General features: G+C 69.2%; 16 protein-coding genes. 8 read left to right on the top strand and 8 right to left on the bottom strand.

Going from position 1 to position 16299, the window contains the following annotated elements:
* Positions 1-44: 44 nt before the first annotated feature.
* Positions 45-1808 (bottom strand): serine/threonine-protein kinase, encoded by a 1764-nt coding sequence (locus tag AC069I_RS13170; RefSeq protein ID WP_478225493.1) that lies wholly within the window; start codon positions 1806-1808, stop codon positions 45-47.
* A gap of 184 nt (positions 1809-1992) precedes the next feature.
* Between AC069I_RS13170 and AC069I_RS13175 the strand changes: the two genes are divergently transcribed.
* Together AC069I_RS13175 and AC069I_RS13180 are read left to right on the top strand one after the other, a co-directional pair.
* Positions 1993-3864: a propionyl-CoA synthetase gene (locus AC069I_RS13175; RefSeq protein ID WP_478225492.1), complete on the top strand. Its 1872-nt coding sequence runs from the start codon at positions 1993-1995 to the stop codon at positions 3862-3864.
* Between the two features lie 109 nt (positions 3865-3973).
* Positions 3974-5554 (top strand): family 20 glycosylhydrolase, encoded by a 1581-nt coding sequence (locus tag AC069I_RS13180; protein ID WP_478265501.1) that lies wholly within the window; start codon positions 3974-3976, stop codon positions 5552-5554.
* A 49-nt stretch (positions 5555-5603) separates the two neighbouring features.
* On the opposite strand, the gene AC069I_RS13185 is transcribed toward AC069I_RS13180, so the two are convergent.
* Both AC069I_RS13185 and AC069I_RS13190 read right to left on the bottom strand, forming a co-directional pair.
* Complete coding sequence (locus AC069I_RS13185) at positions 5604-6215, bottom strand: TetR/AcrR family transcriptional regulator (protein WP_478225490.1); 612 nt, start codon at positions 6213-6215, stop codon at positions 5604-5606.
* On the bottom strand, positions 6205-6900 hold the full coding sequence (locus AC069I_RS13190; protein ID WP_478265502.1) for an MOSC domain-containing protein: 696 nt from the start codon (positions 6898-6900) through the stop codon (positions 6205-6207). Before AC069I_RS13190 ends, AC069I_RS13185 begins: the two co-directional genes overlap by 11 nt.
* 40 nt (positions 6901-6940) lie before the next feature.
* Here AC069I_RS13190 and AC069I_RS13195 point away from each other — a divergent pair, with 40 nt between their 5' ends.
* Positions 6941-7513, top strand: coding sequence for a TIGR03086 family metal-binding protein (locus AC069I_RS13195; RefSeq protein WP_478265503.1), 573 nt, complete (start codon positions 6941-6943; stop codon positions 7511-7513).
* On the opposite strand, the gene AC069I_RS13200 is transcribed toward AC069I_RS13195, so the two are convergent.
* On the bottom strand, positions 7467-7850 hold the full coding sequence (locus tag AC069I_RS13200) for a DUF779 domain-containing protein (RefSeq protein ID WP_478225487.1): 384 nt from the start codon (positions 7848-7850) through the stop codon (positions 7467-7469). The genes AC069I_RS13195 and AC069I_RS13200 overlap by 47 nt on opposite strands.
* Entirely contained in the window at positions 7850-9373 is a 1524-nt protein-coding gene (gene exaC, locus AC069I_RS13205; RefSeq protein WP_478265504.1) for an acetaldehyde dehydrogenase ExaC, read from the bottom strand. Before exaC ends, AC069I_RS13200 begins: the two co-directional genes overlap by 1 nt.
* Before the next feature lie 105 nt (positions 9374-9478).
* Between exaC and AC069I_RS13210 the strand changes: the two genes are divergently transcribed.
* A complete protein-coding gene (locus tag AC069I_RS13210) occupies positions 9479-10969 on the top strand; it encodes a GAF domain-containing protein (protein ID WP_478265505.1) in 1491 nt (496 codons plus the stop codon).
* On the opposite strand, the gene AC069I_RS13215 is transcribed toward AC069I_RS13210, so the two are convergent.
* Positions 10932-11519, bottom strand: coding sequence for a DinB family protein (locus AC069I_RS13215; RefSeq protein ID WP_478225484.1), 588 nt, complete (start codon positions 11517-11519; stop codon positions 10932-10934). The two genes, AC069I_RS13210 and AC069I_RS13215, sit on opposite strands and share 38 nt — an antisense overlap.
* Before the next feature lie 95 nt (positions 11520-11614).
* Here AC069I_RS13215 and AC069I_RS13220 point away from each other — a divergent pair, with 95 nt between their 5' ends.
* Positions 11615-12415 carry an SGNH/GDSL hydrolase family protein gene (locus AC069I_RS13220; protein WP_478265663.1) on the top strand — a complete coding sequence of 267 codons (801 nt, stop codon included), beginning with the start codon at positions 11615-11617 and terminating at the stop codon, positions 12413-12415.
* Positions 12394-12951 carry a TetR/AcrR family transcriptional regulator gene (locus AC069I_RS13225; RefSeq protein WP_478225483.1) on the top strand — a complete coding sequence of 186 codons (558 nt, stop codon included), beginning with the start codon at positions 12394-12396 and terminating at the stop codon, positions 12949-12951. The genes AC069I_RS13220 and AC069I_RS13225 overlap by 22 nt, the downstream gene beginning before the upstream one ends.
* On the opposite strand, the gene AC069I_RS13230 is transcribed toward AC069I_RS13225, so the two are convergent.
* Positions 12939-14372, bottom strand: coding sequence for a phytoene desaturase family protein (locus AC069I_RS13230; protein ID WP_478265506.1), 1434 nt, complete (start codon positions 14370-14372; stop codon positions 12939-12941). The genes AC069I_RS13225 and AC069I_RS13230 overlap by 13 nt on opposite strands.
* A gap of 95 nt (positions 14373-14467) precedes the next feature.
* Here AC069I_RS13230 and AC069I_RS13235 point away from each other — a divergent pair, with 95 nt between their 5' ends.
* Entirely contained in the window at positions 14468-15202 is a 735-nt protein-coding gene (locus tag AC069I_RS13235) for a DUF2786 domain-containing protein (protein WP_219148241.1), read from the top strand.
* Here AC069I_RS13235 and AC069I_RS13240 read toward each other — a convergent pair.
* Positions 15199-15486, bottom strand: a complete 288-nt coding sequence (locus AC069I_RS13240; protein WP_478225481.1) for a CPCC family cysteine-rich protein — start codon at positions 15484-15486, stop codon at positions 15199-15201. The genes AC069I_RS13235 and AC069I_RS13240 overlap by 4 nt on opposite strands.
* A gap of 50 nt (positions 15487-15536) precedes the next feature.
* Here AC069I_RS13240 and AC069I_RS13245 point away from each other — a divergent pair, with 50 nt between their 5' ends.
* Positions 15537-16292: a GNAT family N-acetyltransferase gene (locus AC069I_RS13245; protein ID WP_478225480.1), complete on the top strand. Its 756-nt coding sequence runs from the start codon at positions 15537-15539 to the stop codon at positions 16290-16292.
* Positions 16293-16299 lie beyond the last annotated feature (7 nt).

Raw genomic sequence — 16299 nt, forward strand, 5'->3', positions numbered from 1 at the left:
CGCTAACGAACGACAGCAAAGGTCCCTTGCTCTCTTTCCGCAGGTCAGCGCGGGTGGCGCTGAGGTTGCGGCTGCTGGTGGGACTGCGGCTGCGGAGGGCGACGCGGCACGATCTGCGTCACCGGGCCGTCCGGCGACTTGCCCGCGCGAGCGAGCCAGCCTTCGACGTCGCGCCGCACGGCGGTGAGCGTCGGACGACGGCGGGGCTCCTGGTCGAGCGACGCGATGAGGATCCGCGCGTGCGCGCTGCGGTTCGGCAGCTTCGACACCGGTTCGGCGCGGGCGGCGGCCATCAGCGCGGCCATCGGGGTCTCCCGGGTGCCTCGCGGAGGCTGGCCCGAGAGCGCGTAGCTGACCGTCGCGGCGAGCTGCCAGGCGTCCGAAGCCGGGCTGGCCGGTGAGCCCATCGCCTGCTCGGGGGCGACGAAGTCCGGCGTGCCGATCATCATCCCGGTCGCGGTCATCTTCGAGTCGCCCTGGCTGCGGGCGATGCCGAAGTCGATGAGGTGCGCGAGCCCGTTGCGGTCGAGGATGATGTTCGACGGCTTGAGGTCCCGGTGCAGCACACCCTTCTCGTGCGCCGCGGCGAGCGCGCCGGCCATGGTCGACCAGAGCCGTCCGGCGGCGATGTCGTCGAGCGGGCCCTGCGAGTCGACGATCTCGGCCAGCGAGCGCCCTTCGAGGTACTCCATGACCAGCGCGAGCCCGTCGGGTTCCTCGACGAGGTCGTACACCTTGACGCAGTTGGGGTGGTTCACCACGGCCAGCGCCCTGGCCTCGCGCTGCATGCGCTCTTCGGTGTCCCGGTCCGGCGCGTGCGCGATCTTCAGCGCGACCGTGCGGTTGAGCTGGGTGTCGATCGCTTCCCACACGGTGCCGAACCCACCGTGGCCGAGCCGCCGGACGCGCTTGTAGCGGCTGCCACCGGAGTTGCGGGAACCCGGGGGCGGCGGGATCGGGCCGGGGACCGCGGCCAGCGCGGGAGGTTCGGGCGCCTGTGCCAGCGCGGTCGCCGGGTACTGCTTGGCGGGCGGGGGCGGCAGCTGCGGCTGCGGTTTCGGGGCGGGCGGCTCCGGGCGGTACGGCTCGATCTTCTGCCGGGGCTGCGGGTCGGGCCGGTTGATCACCGACCACGGCGGCGGGCCGACGAGCGCGACCGGGATCAGGCCCAGCACGCTGAACGGCAGGAACCCGAGCCAGAAGTGCACGGCCGTGTTCGCGCCCATGCCGACACTTGCCAGCACCATCAGCACGAACGGGATCCAGAAGAACCGCGAGGGCCACTTCGGGCCGCGACGGAACGCGGTGCGCGCCTGCAGCATCACGAACAGCAGCGACAGCGCGGGCAGCCCGACCAGCAGGATCAGGTAGAAGATGTAACTGAGCTGCATCCCGTTCGGGTAGAACAGGACCTCGTACACGTTCTGGCCGCGACCGAGGTATTCGCTCTGCGCGCCGATCAGCGGGTTGTACTCGGCGTTGAAGGTCGCCAGGTCGCTGCTGGAGAAGCCGGACTTACCGCCCGATTCGGACGCGGCCTCCTGGTACGTCTGCGAAACCCCGGTGGCCAGCAGCCACGGCAGCAGGAAGACGGCGACGACGCCGATCCCGCCGAAGATGGACAGGGTCACCACGTCGTAGCGGTTGCCGGTGCCTTTGCGGATGATCGCGACGACCATCGCTCCCAGTGCGGGCAGCAGCGCGACCAGCGCTCCCGCGGTGCTCGTCGCCCACACCCAGTCCCCAGGCCAGATCCCTGGTCCGAACAGGCTGTGCGCGAACGAAAGCAGCGCGCTCGCTAGTCCCATGGACCCTGCTCCCCTCGCTCGTCGAGGCCGTTTCCGGCGGTTTTCCCCCTAGTCCAGCTTAGGACGCTCCATGCCCGCACAGGGTTGCCGGGTTGTCGCGGGCGTCTCCACGCCGTTACCACCGGGCATCGACCAGGCCGGAAGTCCATGATGGGTCCGGTACCCGAACGCGAAGGAGCATTCGATGCACGCCGAGTCGTACCAGCGGAGCCTCGAAGACCCGGAGGATTTCTGGCTCGAAGCCGCGCAGGCGATCGACTGGACCCGTCAGCCGACGCGGGCGCTCGACGCGTCGAAGGCGCCCTTCTACCGCTGGTTCCCGGACGGGGAGCTGAACACCGCGTTCAACGCGCTCGACCGGCACGTGCGGGACGGCCGCGGCGAGCGGACCGCGCTGATCTGGGATTCTCCCGTGACCGATTCGGTACGCCGGTTCACCTACTCGGAACTGCTGGACGACGTCGCGCGCTTCGCCGGCGCGCTCGCCTCGCTCGGCGTCGGGAAGGGCGACCGCGTCATCGTGTACATGCCGATGGTCCCCGAGGCCGCGGTCGCGATGCTGGCGTGCGCCCGGCTCGGCGCGGTGCACTCGGTCGTTTTCGGCGGCTTCGCGCCCAAGGAGCTCGCGGCGCGGATCGAGGACGCGAAACCCAAGGTCATCGTGGCCGCCTCGTGCGGAATCGAGCCGACGCGGATCGTCGAGTACAAGCCGATCATCGACGAGGCGCTCGCGGGCACCGTCCATCAACCGGACAAGGTCGTGGTGCTGCAGCGCGAGCGTGCTCGAGCCGAACTGGGCGAACGCGACGCCGACTGGACCGAACTCGTCGCGAAGGCCTCACCCGCCGACCCGGTACCGGTCGCGGCCACCGACCCGCTGTACATCCTGTACACCTCCGGCACGACGGGTAAGCCGAAGGGCGTCGTGCGCGATACGGGCGGACATGCGGTCGCGCTGGCCTGGTCGATGGGCGCGATCTACGACATCCGGCCCGACGACGTCTGGTGGACGGCGTCCGACGTCGGCTGGGTCGTCGGCCATTCCTACATCGTGTACGCGCCGCTCCTCATCGGGGCGACCACGATCATGTACGAGGGCAAACCGACAAATACCCCGGACGCGGGCGCGTTCTGGCGGGTCATCGCCGACCACGGGGTGAAGGCGTTGTTCACCGCGCCGACGGCGTTGCGGGCGATCAAGAAGGTCGATCCGGACGCGACCGAAATCGGGAAATACCAGCTCGGCGGGTTCAAGACGTTGTTCATGGCCGGTGAACGGCTCGATCCGGAGACCTATCACTGGGCGCACGGCAAACTCGGTGTACCGGTGATCGATCACTGGTGGCAGACCGAGACCGGCTGGCCGATCGCGGCGAATCCGCGCGGGCTGGAGCCGATGCCGGTCAAACCCGGTTCCGCGACGAAACCGGTGCCGGGCTGGGACGTGCGGATCCTGGACCAGGCCGGCGACCCACTCCCCGCCGGGCGGGAAGGCGCCATCGCCATCAAGCTGCCGCTCCCGCCGGGATCGCTGCCCACGTTGTGGCAGGACGACGAGCGGTATCGCGAGGCGTACCTTTCGCGGTACGAAGGCCACTACCTGACGGGTGACTCCGGATACGTCGACGAAGACGGCTACTTGTTCGTCATGGGCCGCACCGACGACGTCATCAACGTCGCGGGCCACCGGCTTTCGACCGGCTCGATGGAGGCCGTGCTGGCATCGCACCCCGCCGTCGCCGAATGCGCGGTGATCGGGGTCCGGGACCAGCTGAAGGGGCAGCTTCCGCGTGGTTTCGTGGTGCTGAAATCGGGCACCGACGTCGGCGCGGAAACGCTCAAGGCCGAGTTGGTCGCGCTGGTACGCCGTGACATCGGCCCGGTCGCGGCGTTCCGTGACGTGTCCATTGTGGACGCGTTGCCGAAGACGCGGTCCGGGAAGATCCTGCGCAAGACCATGCGCGGGATCGCCGACGGCCGCGACGAGCAGGTGCCTTCGACGATCGAAGACGCGAGTGTTCTCGATGCCCTGAAAGCGGTTCTGCGCGGCGAGTGACCGGTGATCGGTACGGCGTACTGGTCCGATCGGGTGTTGTCGTGTTTGCCCTATTGGTCTATACCTTCTCGGGGAAGAGAGTCTCCAGTTATCCGACCGGAGGTGCTCCATGAGTAAACGCCTGTCCAGAACCGTGCTCGGCGTGGCGGTCCTGAGTCTCGTGACGCTCGGCCTGCCCGCGACGGCGAGCGCCGGGCAGCACGCGAAAGCGGAACGGACCGTCACCGACGTCGTCCCCGCGCCCGTCGACGCGAAGCCCGATCCTCGCGCGAACTTCCGGCTCAATCCCGCCACCGTCATCCGCACCGACCGCGAAGGCAAGCAGGTCGCCGAGTACCTGGCAGGCCTGCTCCGGCCCGCCACCGGCTACCGGTTGCCCGTCGTCAGCGGTCACCGTGGCGGCGGCCCCGCCATCTCGCTCGAGACCGGCCACGCGAGCAGCCGCGTGGGCACCGAGGGCTACCAGCTCAAGGTCTCCTCGTCCGGCGTGACGCTGAAGGCGAACACCGACGAGGGCCTGTTCCTCGGAGTGCAGACACTGCGCCAGCTGTTCCCCTCGGCTATCGAGGCGAAGACCGTCCAGAAGCGGTCATGGGTGATTTCGGGCGGCACGGTGCTCGACTACCCGCGCTTCGGCTACCGCGGCGCGATGCTCGACGTCGCCCGCCACTTCTTCACGCCGGCGCAGGTCAAGCTCTACATCGACCAGATCGCGCAGTACAAGATCAACACCCTCCACCTGCACCTGACCGACGACCAGGGCTGGCGGATCGAGATCAAGAGCTGGCCGAAGCTGGCGACCGTGGGCGGCCAGACGGCCGTCGGCGGCGCTCCCGGCGGCTACTACACGCAAGAGCAGTACAAGGACCTGGTGCGCTACGCGGCTTCGCGGCACATCACGATCGTTCCCGAGATCGACATGCCGGGGCACACCAACGCGGCGCAGCACTCCTACGCCGAGCTGAACTGTGACGGCAAGGCGGTGCCGCCGCGCACGGACATCGAGGTCGGCTACAGCTCGCTGTGCATCGGCAAGGACATCACCTACAAGTTCGTCGACGACGTCATCCGCGAACTGTCGGCGATCACCCCCGGCAAGTACATCAACATCGGTGGCGACGAAGCCCACTCGACCACGCCGGAGGACTACGAGACCTTCGCCACGAAGGTGCATCCGATCGTCGCGAAGTACGGCAAGACGATCACCGGCTGGCACGACATCGCCAAGACGAAACCGCCGGTTTCGGCCGTTCCGCAGTTCTGGGGCACGACCGGCACGGACGCCCACGTGGCCGAAGCGGCGGCGCGCGGCAACAAGATCCTGATGTCGCCCGCGAACAAGGCGTACCTGGACATGAAGTACCACCCGCAGACGCCGCTCGGGCTGAGCTGGGCCGGGCTGATCGAGGTCAAGACCGGTTACGACTGGGATCCGGCCACGTATCTGCAGGGTGTGCCGGAGAAGAACGTCATCGGCGTCGAGGCCCCGCTGTGGTCGGAAACGCTGATCACCAGTGACCACATCGAATTCATGGCGTTCCCGAGGCTGCCGGGCTACGCCGAGATCGGCTGGTCACCGAAGGAATCCCGGACCTGGGACGCCTACCGGCTCCGGCTGGCGAAGCAGAGCCCGCGCTGGGTTCAGCAGGGCATCGACTTCTACCGGTCCACGCAGGTTGACTGGAAGTAGCGCGCCAGGAAAGGTCCCTTCCTGGCAAATTTTGCGAGGAAGGGACCTTTCATTGCATGGCCGCGGCGTCGAGGCGAGCGGTGATGGCGGCCCGGGCCAGCGCGTAGGGCTCCGCGTCCCCGAACATCACCGAGTCGGCGTTCGCGGCCCGCCCGAGCGCGTTCAGTTCGAACGCCAGCCGGTTCACGTCGACGGACTCCCGCAGGTGCCCCGCCTTCCGCGCCTCGACGACGGTGGACCGGATGAACTGGGCGAAGGCGCGGCTCGCGTTCGCGACCGCGTCGTGGACCCTGCCGGTCCGCGCGTCGAACTCGGCGCCGGTGTTGAAGAAGAAACAGCCGCCCGGGAACACCCGGCGTTCCGAGTAGTCGAGCCAGTTCGCGCACAGCGCGCGCAACCGCGCGATCCCCTGCTCGACGCGCAGTGTCGGCTCGACGACGTTCTCCGCGAAGATCGCGCTCGCCGTCTCGACCGCCGCGAGCTGCAGTTCCTCCTTGGAACCGAACAACGCGAACACCCCGGATTTGCTCAATTCCAGTTCGGTGGCGAGCCTGCCGAGGGACAACCCGTCGAGCCCTTCGACGGACGCGATGTCGACGGCGCGCCGGAGCACGATCCGCCTCGTCGCGTCACCGCGGGCCACCCGGCCGTCAACCGGCATTCCGTTCCTCTCGCCGCCTCTTCGCCGATTCCAGGCCGTCACGGTACTGCCGGGAAAGCGCCGGCGCCGCGAGCACCCGGTCCAGCAGCGACCAGTACGCGTCGCGGCGGTCGCCCTCCAGCTGGGCGACGTTGGTGAACGACGCGACGTAGACCTCGGCGATCGTCGGATTCACCGGATCGCGTTCTTCGAGCGTCATGCGCCCCGAAGTGGGCACCTCGCCCGTCCGGAGCACCCGCAGGTACCAGCCGCTGCGCCCGGAATCGATCATGGCCGGGATGACGTCCTTGCGCCCGGTCTTCATCGCGAGCTTGAAGCACGGCGTGCGCGGCTGCGACACCTGGACCAGCGCGTCTCCCCAAGCCCAGACGTCACCGACGCGCACGTCGTACTCATCGGCACCCGTCACCGACACGTTCTCCCCGAAGTCACCCGCGACCACCGGGAAGCCCTGCTCGGCCCACGCCGCGTAGTGCGTCGCCGGGTAGACGTAAACCGCTTTGTCGACACCGCCATGGACGGTCCGATCCGCTTGGTCGTCGCCGACCAGGTTGATCTCGTCCAGCTTCAGGGACTGCGCTTCCACCCGCGACTTCGCGATGGCGCTGTACACCGGGACGTCACGCTTGACCCCCAGCACCGACGGCCGCCCGACGAAGACCTCGTTCACTTCGAGAGTGCTCACACTCTAGAAGATAGCACGATCGTTCGTATACATTGCGGCCATGGATCTCATCACGCTCACGACAAGGGCACATCGCGCCGCCGGGACCACGATCGCCGGAATCGGCGCGGACGACTGGGACCGCTCGACCCCCTGCGCCGAGTGGACCGTCCGCGACATCGTGAAACACCTGATCGAGGGGCACGATTCCCGCACCGCGCAGGCGACCGGCCACCCGATGAAGACCCGGCCGTCGGCCGACGACGACCTCGCCAGGTCCTACGAAGAGAGTTCCGCCGAGTTCCTCGCGGCCTTCGATTCCCAAGCGCTGGAGAAGACCTTCGACTTCGGGAACTTCGGCCCGCTCCCGGGAAAGAACGTCTTGGCCGTGCTGTTCGTCGACACCCTCACCCACGACTGGGACCTCAATACCGCCCTGGGCCGTGAACACCACTGGGACGACGAACTCGCGACGGCCGCGTTGAAGGTGGCGAGCCGCTACCCCGACGTGATGCCGGTACGCGGGCCCGGCGGCGCCTTCGACCACGCTGTCGAGGCACCGCCGGACGCCGGACCGGGCGCACGGCTCATCGCGTTGCTGGGCCGTTCAGCCCAGCCGACTCCTCGTCGCTGAACAAGCGGGACCGGACCAGGAAACGGACCCCTTCGGGCGCCTCCAAGGAGAAGCCGCTCCCCCGGCCCGGAACTACGTCGATGGTCAGATGCGTGTGCTTCCAGTACTCGAACTGAGGGCCCGACATCCACACCGGAACGTCGTCGACGCCCTCGACGCTCAGGTCGCCAAGGTGGACGTCGGACGCCCCGGTGCGGAATTCGCCCGCCGGGTAGCACATCGGGGCGCTCCCGTCGCAGCATCCGCCGGACTGGTGGAACATCACCGGCCCGTGGTGAGACACCAGCCGCCGCAGCAGATCCGCGGCGGCCGGTGTCAAGCCGACCCGCTCGACCATCAGAAGAACCCGAGCGCACTGTCCGAATAGGACACCAGCATGTTCTTGGTCTGCTGGTAGTGGTCGAGCATCATCTTGTGGTTCTCGCGCCCGATCCCGGACGCCTTGTAGCCGCCGAAGGCCGCGTGCGCCGGGTACGCGTGGTAGTTGTTGACCCACACCCGGCCCGCCTGGATGTCGCGGCCGGCGCGGTAGGCGGTGTTGCCGTCGCGCGACCAGACACCGGCGCCGAGGCCGTACAGCGTGTCGTTGGCGATCTTCAACGCGTCGGCGTAATCGTCGAACTTCGCCACCGAGACGACCGGGCCGAAGATCTCCTCCTGGAAGATCCGCATCTTGTTGTCGCCCTCGAAGACCGTCGGCTGCACGTAGTAGCCGCCGGACAGTTCGCCGCCGAGGTCGCTGCGCTCGCCACCGGTGAGGATCTTCGCGCCTTCCTTCTGCCCGATGTCGATGTAGGAAAGGATCTTCTCCAGCTGGTCATTGGAGGCCTGCGCGCCGATCTGCGTCTCGGTGTCGAGCGGGTGACCCTGTTTGATCTTCTTGACCCGCTCGACGGCGTCGCCGAGGAACCGGTCGTAGATACCGGACTGGATCAGTGCCCGCGACGGGCAGGTGCAGACCTCGCCCTGGTTCAGCGCGAAGAGCGCGAACCCTTCCTGCGCCTTGTCGTAGAACGCGTCGTTGGCCGCGGCGACGTCGTCGAAGAAGATGTTCGGGCTCTTGCCGCCGAGTTCGACGGTGACCGGGATGATGTTCTCGCTGGCGTACTGCAGGATCAGCCGTCCGGTGGTGGTCTCGCCGGTGAAGGCGACCTTCCGTACGCGGTTGCTCGACGCGAGCGGCTTGCCCGCCTCGACGCCGAAGCCGTTGACGATGTTCAGCACGCCCGGCGGGATCAGATCGCCGATGAGCGACATCAGCAGGTGGATCGACGCCGGGGTCTGCTCGGCGGGTTTGAGCACGATCGCGTTGCCCGCGGCGAGCGCGGGCGCGAGCTTCCAGACCGCCATCAGCAGCGGGAAGTTCCACGGGATGATCTGGCCGACGACGCCGAGCGGCTCGTGGAAGTGGTAGGCGACGGTGTTGTCGTCGAGCTGGGAGATGCCGCCCTCCTGGGCGCGCAGTGCGCCGGCGAAGTAGCGGAAGTGGTCGATCGCGAGGGGGATGTCGGCGGCGAGGGTCTCGCGGACCGGTTTGCCGTTCTCCCACGATTCGGCGACGGCGATCGCCTCGAGGTTCTGTTCCATCCGGTCGGCGATCCGGAGCAGCACGTTCGACCGCTCGTCCACCGACGTCCGGCCCCAGGCCGCGGCCGCGCCTTCGGCCGCGTCGAGCGCGCGGTCGATGTCGGCGGCGGTGCCGCGGGCGACCTCGGTGAACACCTGTCCGGTCACCGGGGTGGGGTTCTCGAAGTACTGACCGCTCGCGGGCGGTACGTACTCGCCTCCGATGTAGTGGTCGTAGCGCGACTCGTAGCTGACGACGCTGCCTTCGGTGTTCGGTGCCGCGTACTTGGCCATCTTTCCTGCCTCATCGCTAGGGGTGACGGATGACGGCGAAGCTAGGGCGGGTGAGGTTGCACGCACGTTGCAACGAAGTGAGCGCGGTCACCTACTCTCGGAAACGTGGCGGAGCTGCCCGGAGGTGAAGCGTCGCCGCGTGACCCTCAGGCGTACGCGCGGCTGCTGAAGGACGTCCACGACGCCGTCCTCTCCGGTGTTCCCGCGCCGCGTTCCCCCAGGTCGATCGTGTCGGCTTCGTGGAATCGCTCGCTCGCCGCGCGCGTCGACCCGGACAAGGGCGTCGCGCCGCTGGTCTACGATTCCGGTGAGGTGAGCGGCCTGCGGGACGAGCATCCGCTGGCGCCGGTGCTGCCGATCCTGCGGCAGACGCTGGTGAGCATCGCCGACGACGCCGAGCACATGATGATCGTGACCGACGCGGCCGGGCACATCCTGTGGCGCGAGGGGGCAGCGGACGTGCTGCGGCGCGCGGACGGTGTGATGCTCGCCGAGGGCACCCGATGGAGTGAAGACGTCATCGGGACGAACGCGATGGGCACCACGCTCGCCACCGGGGAACCGGTGCAGATCTACTCGGCCGAGCACCTGGTGCGCACCTATCACGGCTGGACCTGCGCGGCCGCGCCCGTGCGCGATCCGGAGACCGGCGCGCTGCTCGGGTCGATCGACGTCAGCGGCCCGCTGCGGACGGTCCACCCCGCGATGCTCGCGCTGGTCACGGCGGCCGCGCAGCTCGCCGAGGGCCAGTTGCGGGCCCGGCTCGCGATGCGCGATGAGCGGTTGCGCGCCGCGAACATGACCCATCTGGAGGCGTTGCGCGGCGCGCCAGGTGCCCTGCTTTCGGCGAAGGGACGCGTGCTGGCGGCCGAAGCCTGCGGCGATCTTCCCTCCACTGTGGACATCCGGCCCGGCGGCGGCGCGGTCACCCTGCCCGACGGACGGCTCGGCACGGTGGAGCCGTTGAGCGAGGGTTACCTGCTGCGCTTGCGGAACCGGGGACCGTCGAGGCGTCCGCGGCTCGCGCTGGAGTTCCTCACCGACGGGCCGCCATCGACCACAGTGGACGGTCGCGAGGTGCCGTTCACGCTGCGGCACGCGGAGATCCTCACGCTGCTCGCCCTGCACCCGGGCGGCCTCTCGGCGGAGCGCCTGGCCCTGTTGCTCTACGGCGAGAGCGGCAATCCGGTGACCGTTCGCGCGGAGATCCACCGGCTGCGGACACAACTCGGGTCCGACATCGTGCAGACGCGGCCGTACCGGCTTTCCGCCGAGGTCGACGCCGACTTCCTGTGTGTCCGCGCGGCGCTCAAACGAGGCGACGTCGCCGGGGCCGCGAACGCGTTCCGCGGGCCGCTGCTGCCCGAATCGGAGTCGCCGGCCGTGCGTGAAGAGCGCGAGTCGGTCACCGCGTCGGTCCGCCGGGTCGTGCTCGGCAGCGGGGACGCGGCGGCGCTGTGGTCGTACTGGGAGACCCCCAGCGGAGCCGACGACCTGGAGATCGTCGACGCGCTCTGCCGGGTCCTCCCGGACGGCGATCCCCGGCGCGCTGTCGCCTTCACCCATCGAGCCCGCGTTCTGTCCGGGCGTACTTGACGGCTGCTTGCTCGATCCGGTCGCGCCGGGCTTCCCAGAAGGCCTCGTCGCGCTGCCCGGTGGCCGCCTCGGTCGAGCCGTCCAGTTGTTCGCGCAGGATGTCGGCGTGCCCGGCGTGACGGCTGGTCTCGGTGAGCATGTGGACCAGGACGGCGAACAGCGTCACCCTTGGTCGCGGCCACCAGGGCACGTGACCGGGCGCGTCAAGGGCCAGAGCCGCGATAGTCGCGTCGGAGTGCGCCCAGGCACGCCGGTAGCGGTCGGCGATCTCCTCACGGGTCTCGTGCTCGGTGGCCCACAGGTCGGTGCCGCGTTGCCCGAGGTCGTCCCAGCGGGACAGGGGCTCGGGGCACGGCCGGTCGAAGACCTCGCCGAAGTACCGGGACTCCCAGAGCGCCAGGTGCTTCACCAAGCCGAGGAGGTTGGTTCCGGTCCGGGTCAGGGGACGGCGGATCTCGTACTCGCCCAGCCCGTCGAGCTTCCGGAGCAACACCTGGCGGACCTCTCGCAGTTCGCTGTGCAAGCACTCTTTCGCGACGTCGTCGATCATGACCCGAGCCTGCCAGGCCAGGGCGGAGTAGACAGCGTCTACATCAGTTTGATAGACAGTGTCCACAAGGTGAACTCGTGGTTACGGAGATCTGGATGGGCTACCAACGTTTCGTCGCGCTCGGCGACAGCTGCGCCGAAGGGCTGGCCGATCCCCATCCGTCGGGCGGCTTCTACCGCGGCTGGGCCGACTTAGTCGCGGCACGCCTCGCCGACGAAGAGCCCGGTTTCCGCTACGCCAATCTCGCGGTCCGCGGCCGCAGGCTCGACCAGATCCACGCCGAACAGACCCCGCCGGCGAGCAGGCTCCAGCCGGATCTGATCGCCTTGTTCGGCGGCGGCAACGACGTGATGAGCCGAGGCTGGGACGCGCGCTCGGTCGCCCGCCGGGTCGACACGGCCATCCGTGCCTGCACCGAGATCGCGCCGGTGGTCGTCACCTTCACCCTCAGCGACATCTCCCATCGCATGCCGATGGGCCACCGCATGCGCCCCCGCCTCACCGCGCTGAACGACGCCGTCCGCGAGGCGTCCGTCAGCTACGGCGCGACCCTCGTCGACCTCTGGCCGGACGACGCCGCGCACGATTCCCGCTACTTCGGCCCGGATCGGCTGCACCTGTCCGAGCAAGGCCATCGACGCCTGGCCGGGCACGTCCTCGGCAGGCTCGGCGTCTCCCACGACCCGGCCTGGCTCGCCCCGCTGCCCGGATCGGCGGGACGCCCCGGCCTGCGCGCGGATCTGCGGTGGCTGACGCGAGAGGTCCTCCCGGTGGCGGTCAGCCGGTTCCGCAACCGGCTCATCGGCCGTCAGCCGGGCGACGGTTTCCTGCCGAAGCGCCCCGAGCTCCTGCCCGTCCACGAGGAGACCCGGTCGTGGGCGCCCGAACCCGCCTGATCGACACCGCGGCGAACCTGCTGGCCGAAGAAGGTGTCGGCGCCGTGACGCTGCGCGGGATCGCCAAGGCCGCCGGCGTATCGCATGGTGCGCCGCTGCGGCATTTCCCCGGCCGCGCGGCACTGCTCTCGGCGGTCGCCACTCGCGGCTACACCGATCTGCTCGATCGCGGCACCGGCCTGCCGGACGGGACACCACGCGAACGGCTCATCGCGGCCTGCCACGGCTACCTCGATTTCGCGCTGGCCAACCCGGCGATGTTCGAGCTGATGTTCCGCCGCGACCTCATCGACGCGGACGATCCCGAACTCACGCGGGTCAGCAGCGCGGTGTTCGACTTCTTCGCCGCGATGGTCGCCGAACTGCAGGAAGGCGGCTGGCATCCCGCGACCGATCCGCGGCTGCTCGCGTCCTCGCTGTGGGCGTCGCTGCACGGCCTCGCCCAGCTGTGGCTCTGGGGCGGGCTGGCGGGCGCGAGCTTCGCGCCCTCACCGGAAAGGGCGCTGGCCGTCACCCTCGACGCCTATCTGGGCTGAACCGGGAAGTCCTTGCCCAGTAGGGATTTCGCGGCATGCCAGCCGCCCATCCCATGCACACCGGGCCCCGGCGCCGTCGCCGCCGAACACAGGAAGACACCGCCGAGCGGGGTCCGATGCGGATTCCACCGGGCGACCGGGCGTCCGAGCACCTGCCGCAGATCCACCGCGCCGGCGGCGACATCGCCGCCGGGATAGTTCGCGTTGTACGCCTCGAGTTCCGGCGCGGTGAGACAGCGGCTCGCCAGGACCGTGTCGGAGAATCCGGGCGCGAACCGTTCGATCCGCCGCCGGACCAGCTCCGTGGCGTCTCGCGGATCCCCTTGCGGCACATGGCAATACGCCCACACCGGCCGCTTGCCCGGCAGCCCGCGGGACGGGTCGAGCGCCATCGGATCCGACACGAGCACGAACCGGTCGTCCGGATCTTCCCCGCGCGCGACGGCGTTTTCGGCGGCGTACACCTCGTCCCGCGTGCCTCCGAGATGGACGGTGCCCGCCTTGCCGACCTCCGGCACCGCCCACGGAACCGGTTCGGAAACCAGGAAATCCACCTTCGCCACGCCTGGTCCGTAGCGGTAGGACTCCAGCGCCTTCCGGTATCTCGGCGGCAGCAGATCGCGCGCGATTTCCAGGAAACCGCGCGGGGCGACGTCGAGGATCACCGTGCGCGACGTCGCGAGTTGCCGCAGATCGGTGATCCGGCTGCCGGTGTGGATCCGCCCGCCCCGCGCGCGGATATCGGCGGCGAGCGCCTCGGTGATGGCCTGGCTGCCGCCGCGGGCGATCGGCCAGCCGGTCGAGTGCGCCAAGTGGCCGAGCAGGAGAGTCGCGCCTGCCGCCGCGAGCGAAGGTTGACGGCCCATCACGTGCGCGGAGACTCCGGCGAGGAGGGCGGGCGCTTCCGGGCCGGTGAACAGGCGGCGTTCCAGACCGGCGGCGAGCATCGCGATCCTGGCCGGGAGAAGGGCGGCGACCCGAGGATCGCGGGGAGGACGGCGAAGGTCCCCGAGCAGGATTTCGGCCAGCTCGCGGCTGTGTTCGGCCAGCGGCCCCAGCAGGCGGCGCCACCGGGGGCCGTCCGCGCCGAGTGCGTCACAGGTCCGGTCGAGATCTTCGTAAGCGAGCCCGGCCCGGCCACCGTCCAGAGGATGCGCGTACGCGATCTCCGGCCGCAGGAGATCGACGCCGTGCGCGGCGAGATCGAACCAGCGGAAGAACGGGGACGCCGCGGCCAGCGGATGCCCGGTGGCGCAGATATCGTGCCGGACTTCGTCTTCGAACAGCGAAGCCGTGCGCGTCCCGCCGCCGATCTCCTCCGCCGCCTCGTGTACTTCGACCGTCAGCCCCGCTCTGACCAGCAGGACCGCGGCCGCGAGCCCGTTCGGGCCGGAACCGACCACCGACACGTCGACCGCCATAGTGCCCCCTTGCCGGGATCGGCGACAGCTCACCCGAATATTGTCGGACCTCTCTCCTAGATTGATCCGCTCCAACCCAATCAGGAAGGAGGGCCATGCCCGACCATGACACGCTGCTCGCGCGCGTCCGGAAACTCCTCGCGAAGGCGGAGGACCCGGCGGTCACCGAGGCCGAAGCCGAGTCGTACAACACCAAGGCCGCCGAACTGATCGCCCGGTACGGCATCGATCAGGCACTCCTGGCCGCCTCCGGGGCGACCGCGGACGAGATCACCCAGATCATGATCCCGCTCGACAACCCGTACAGCCGGGACAAGGCGGGACTGCTCACGAACATCGCGCATCCGCTGCGCTGCCGGGCCCTGCTGCACCGGCTCGGCCAGTCGGTCACCGCGGTGACGGTGTTCGGTTTCCGCTCCGATCTGGAACGCACGGAACTGCTGTACACGAGCCTGCTGCTGCAGGCGACCACCCAGCTGACCCGAGTACGCCCGGAGAACCGGGTGTTCGCGGGCGAATCGCTGGCGGCGTACCGGCGAACCTGGCTGCACGGGTTCTCCGGCGCGGTCTACGAACGGCTCCGCAACAGCGAGGACACCGCCGCCCGGACCCATCCGGCCGCGGCCGGCCACCGTTCGGCCGAACTCGTGATCCAGGACCGGACGGCGATGGTCAAGCAGGCGTACGACGAGCAGTACGGAGACCTGCGCTCGGCGCCGCCGAGGCGCTTGTCCGGCAGCGGCTACCTCGACGGGCACTCCGCCGGCGAGCGCGCCAACCTCAACACCACCGGTATCACCGGACGGCGCCGCGCGCTGCCCGTGCGCTAGTCAGCGCTCCCGCCGGGAGGGATCTCGTCCGGTTCCGGCGGCCGGACATGGTGAATATGCGCCTCTTCGCAGGCACCGTGAAGATCGAAGTTCAACCGAGCCACCGTAAGCGACAGGCGCCCGTTGGGGCCGCCTCGGACGACGTCCGCGTCGTGATCATCCTGCCCGTCGTCCTTCCAGAAGCAGACAGGGCAGATTTCGTACGCGCCGCGCTCGCCCACCGTGAGACAGCCACAGCAAGGACAGGCATGCGCCCTGTCGCCCGCCCCGCGCTCCGCTCGCATGGCGAAAATCCACCTCGTGAGAATCGCGTGTCCTCGGGTCTACTGAGGACATGATCGTGATCGAAGACCTGGCCACCCGGCCCGATTTGCGCGAGCCCGCGCTCGCCCTCGGCGGTGTCGGCGGCGAATTCCTCCGGCACGGCCTGGCAGGCCTGCTGGCGAAGTCGTCCCACCTGGCCGCCCGCTGGCCGGAATACTTCCTCGTGCTGCTGGAAGACGGCGTACCGGTGGCGAGAACCGCCGCCGTCCCGGTCGGTTTCCCCACGGCCGAACGCCCGGAACTGCCGGACCACGGCTGGGACGCCGCCCTGATCTGGGCCGCGGAAGATCTGATGAGCACCCGTGAGACGAAGACGCTGGTCGCACTCGAAGTGCTGGTCGCGCCAGGCCGCCGTGGCGGCGGCCTGGCCGCGAAAGCGTTGCAGGCACTGAAAAAGCGCGCCTCGGAAACAGGAATGCGCAACCTCGTCGTACCGGTCCGCCCGGCCGGGAAGGAGAACGAACCAGGACTGTCCTTTGAGGACTACATCGTCCGCCGTCGCGCGGACGGGCTGCCGGAGGATCCGTGGCTGCGCACGCATGAACGGCTCGGCGCGCGGTTCGTGAAAGTGGCGCCGTTCGCTATGACGGTCACTGGCACCTTCGCCCAGTGGAAGGCGTGGACCGGCGCCGACCTCCGGGACGGCCTCACGACCGTGCCGGGCGGGATCGCGCCGGTGCTCGCCTCCTCGGCGCTGGACGTCGGCGTCTACGTCGAACCGAACGTCTGGCTCGAGCACCTGGTAGACGAAGCGAGCACCTGCTAGATTTCTT

It is taken from the genome of Amycolatopsis sp. NPDC043885, assembly GCF_056435685.1.

Excerpts from the sequence above, each read along its gene's own strand:
- AC069I_RS13170 (WP_478225493.1), bottom strand. The coding sequence starts at position 1,808 with ATGGGACTAGCGAGCGCGCTGCTTTCGTTCGCGCACAGCCTGTTCGGA.
- AC069I_RS13175 (WP_478225492.1), top strand. The coding sequence starts at position 1,993 with ATGCACGCCGAGTCGTACCAGCGGAGCCTCGAAGACCCGGAGGATTTC.
- AC069I_RS13180 (WP_478265501.1), top strand. The coding sequence starts at position 3,974 with ATGAGTAAACGCCTGTCCAGAACCGTGCTCGGCGTGGCGGTCCTGAGT.
- AC069I_RS13185 (WP_478225490.1), bottom strand. The coding sequence starts at position 6,215 with ATGCCGGTTGACGGCCGGGTGGCCCGCGGTGACGCGACGAGGCGGATC.
- AC069I_RS13195 (WP_478265503.1), top strand. The coding sequence starts at position 6,941 with ATGGATCTCATCACGCTCACGACAAGGGCACATCGCGCCGCCGGGACC.
- AC069I_RS13200 (WP_478225487.1), bottom strand. The coding sequence starts at position 7,850 with ATGGTCGAGCGGGTCGGCTTGACACCGGCCGCCGCGGATCTGCTGCGG.
- exaC (WP_478265504.1), bottom strand. The coding sequence starts at position 9,373 with ATGGCCAAGTACGCGGCACCGAACACCGAAGGCAGCGTCGTCAGCTAC.
- AC069I_RS13215 (WP_478225484.1), bottom strand. The coding sequence starts at position 11,519 with ATGATCGACGACGTCGCGAAAGAGTGCTTGCACAGCGAACTGCGAGAG.
- AC069I_RS13220 (WP_478265663.1), top strand. The coding sequence starts at position 11,615 with ATGGGCTACCAACGTTTCGTCGCGCTCGGCGACAGCTGCGCCGAAGGG.
- AC069I_RS13230 (WP_478265506.1), bottom strand. The coding sequence starts at position 14,372 with ATGGCGGTCGACGTGTCGGTGGTCGGTTCCGGCCCGAACGGGCTCGCG.
- AC069I_RS13235 (WP_219148241.1), top strand. The coding sequence starts at position 14,468 with ATGCCCGACCATGACACGCTGCTCGCGCGCGTCCGGAAACTCCTCGCG.
- AC069I_RS13240 (WP_478225481.1), bottom strand. The coding sequence starts at position 15,486 with ATGCGAGCGGAGCGCGGGGCGGGCGACAGGGCGCATGCCTGTCCTTGC.
- AC069I_RS13245 (WP_478225480.1), top strand. The coding sequence starts at position 15,537 with ATGATCGTGATCGAAGACCTGGCCACCCGGCCCGATTTGCGCGAGCCC.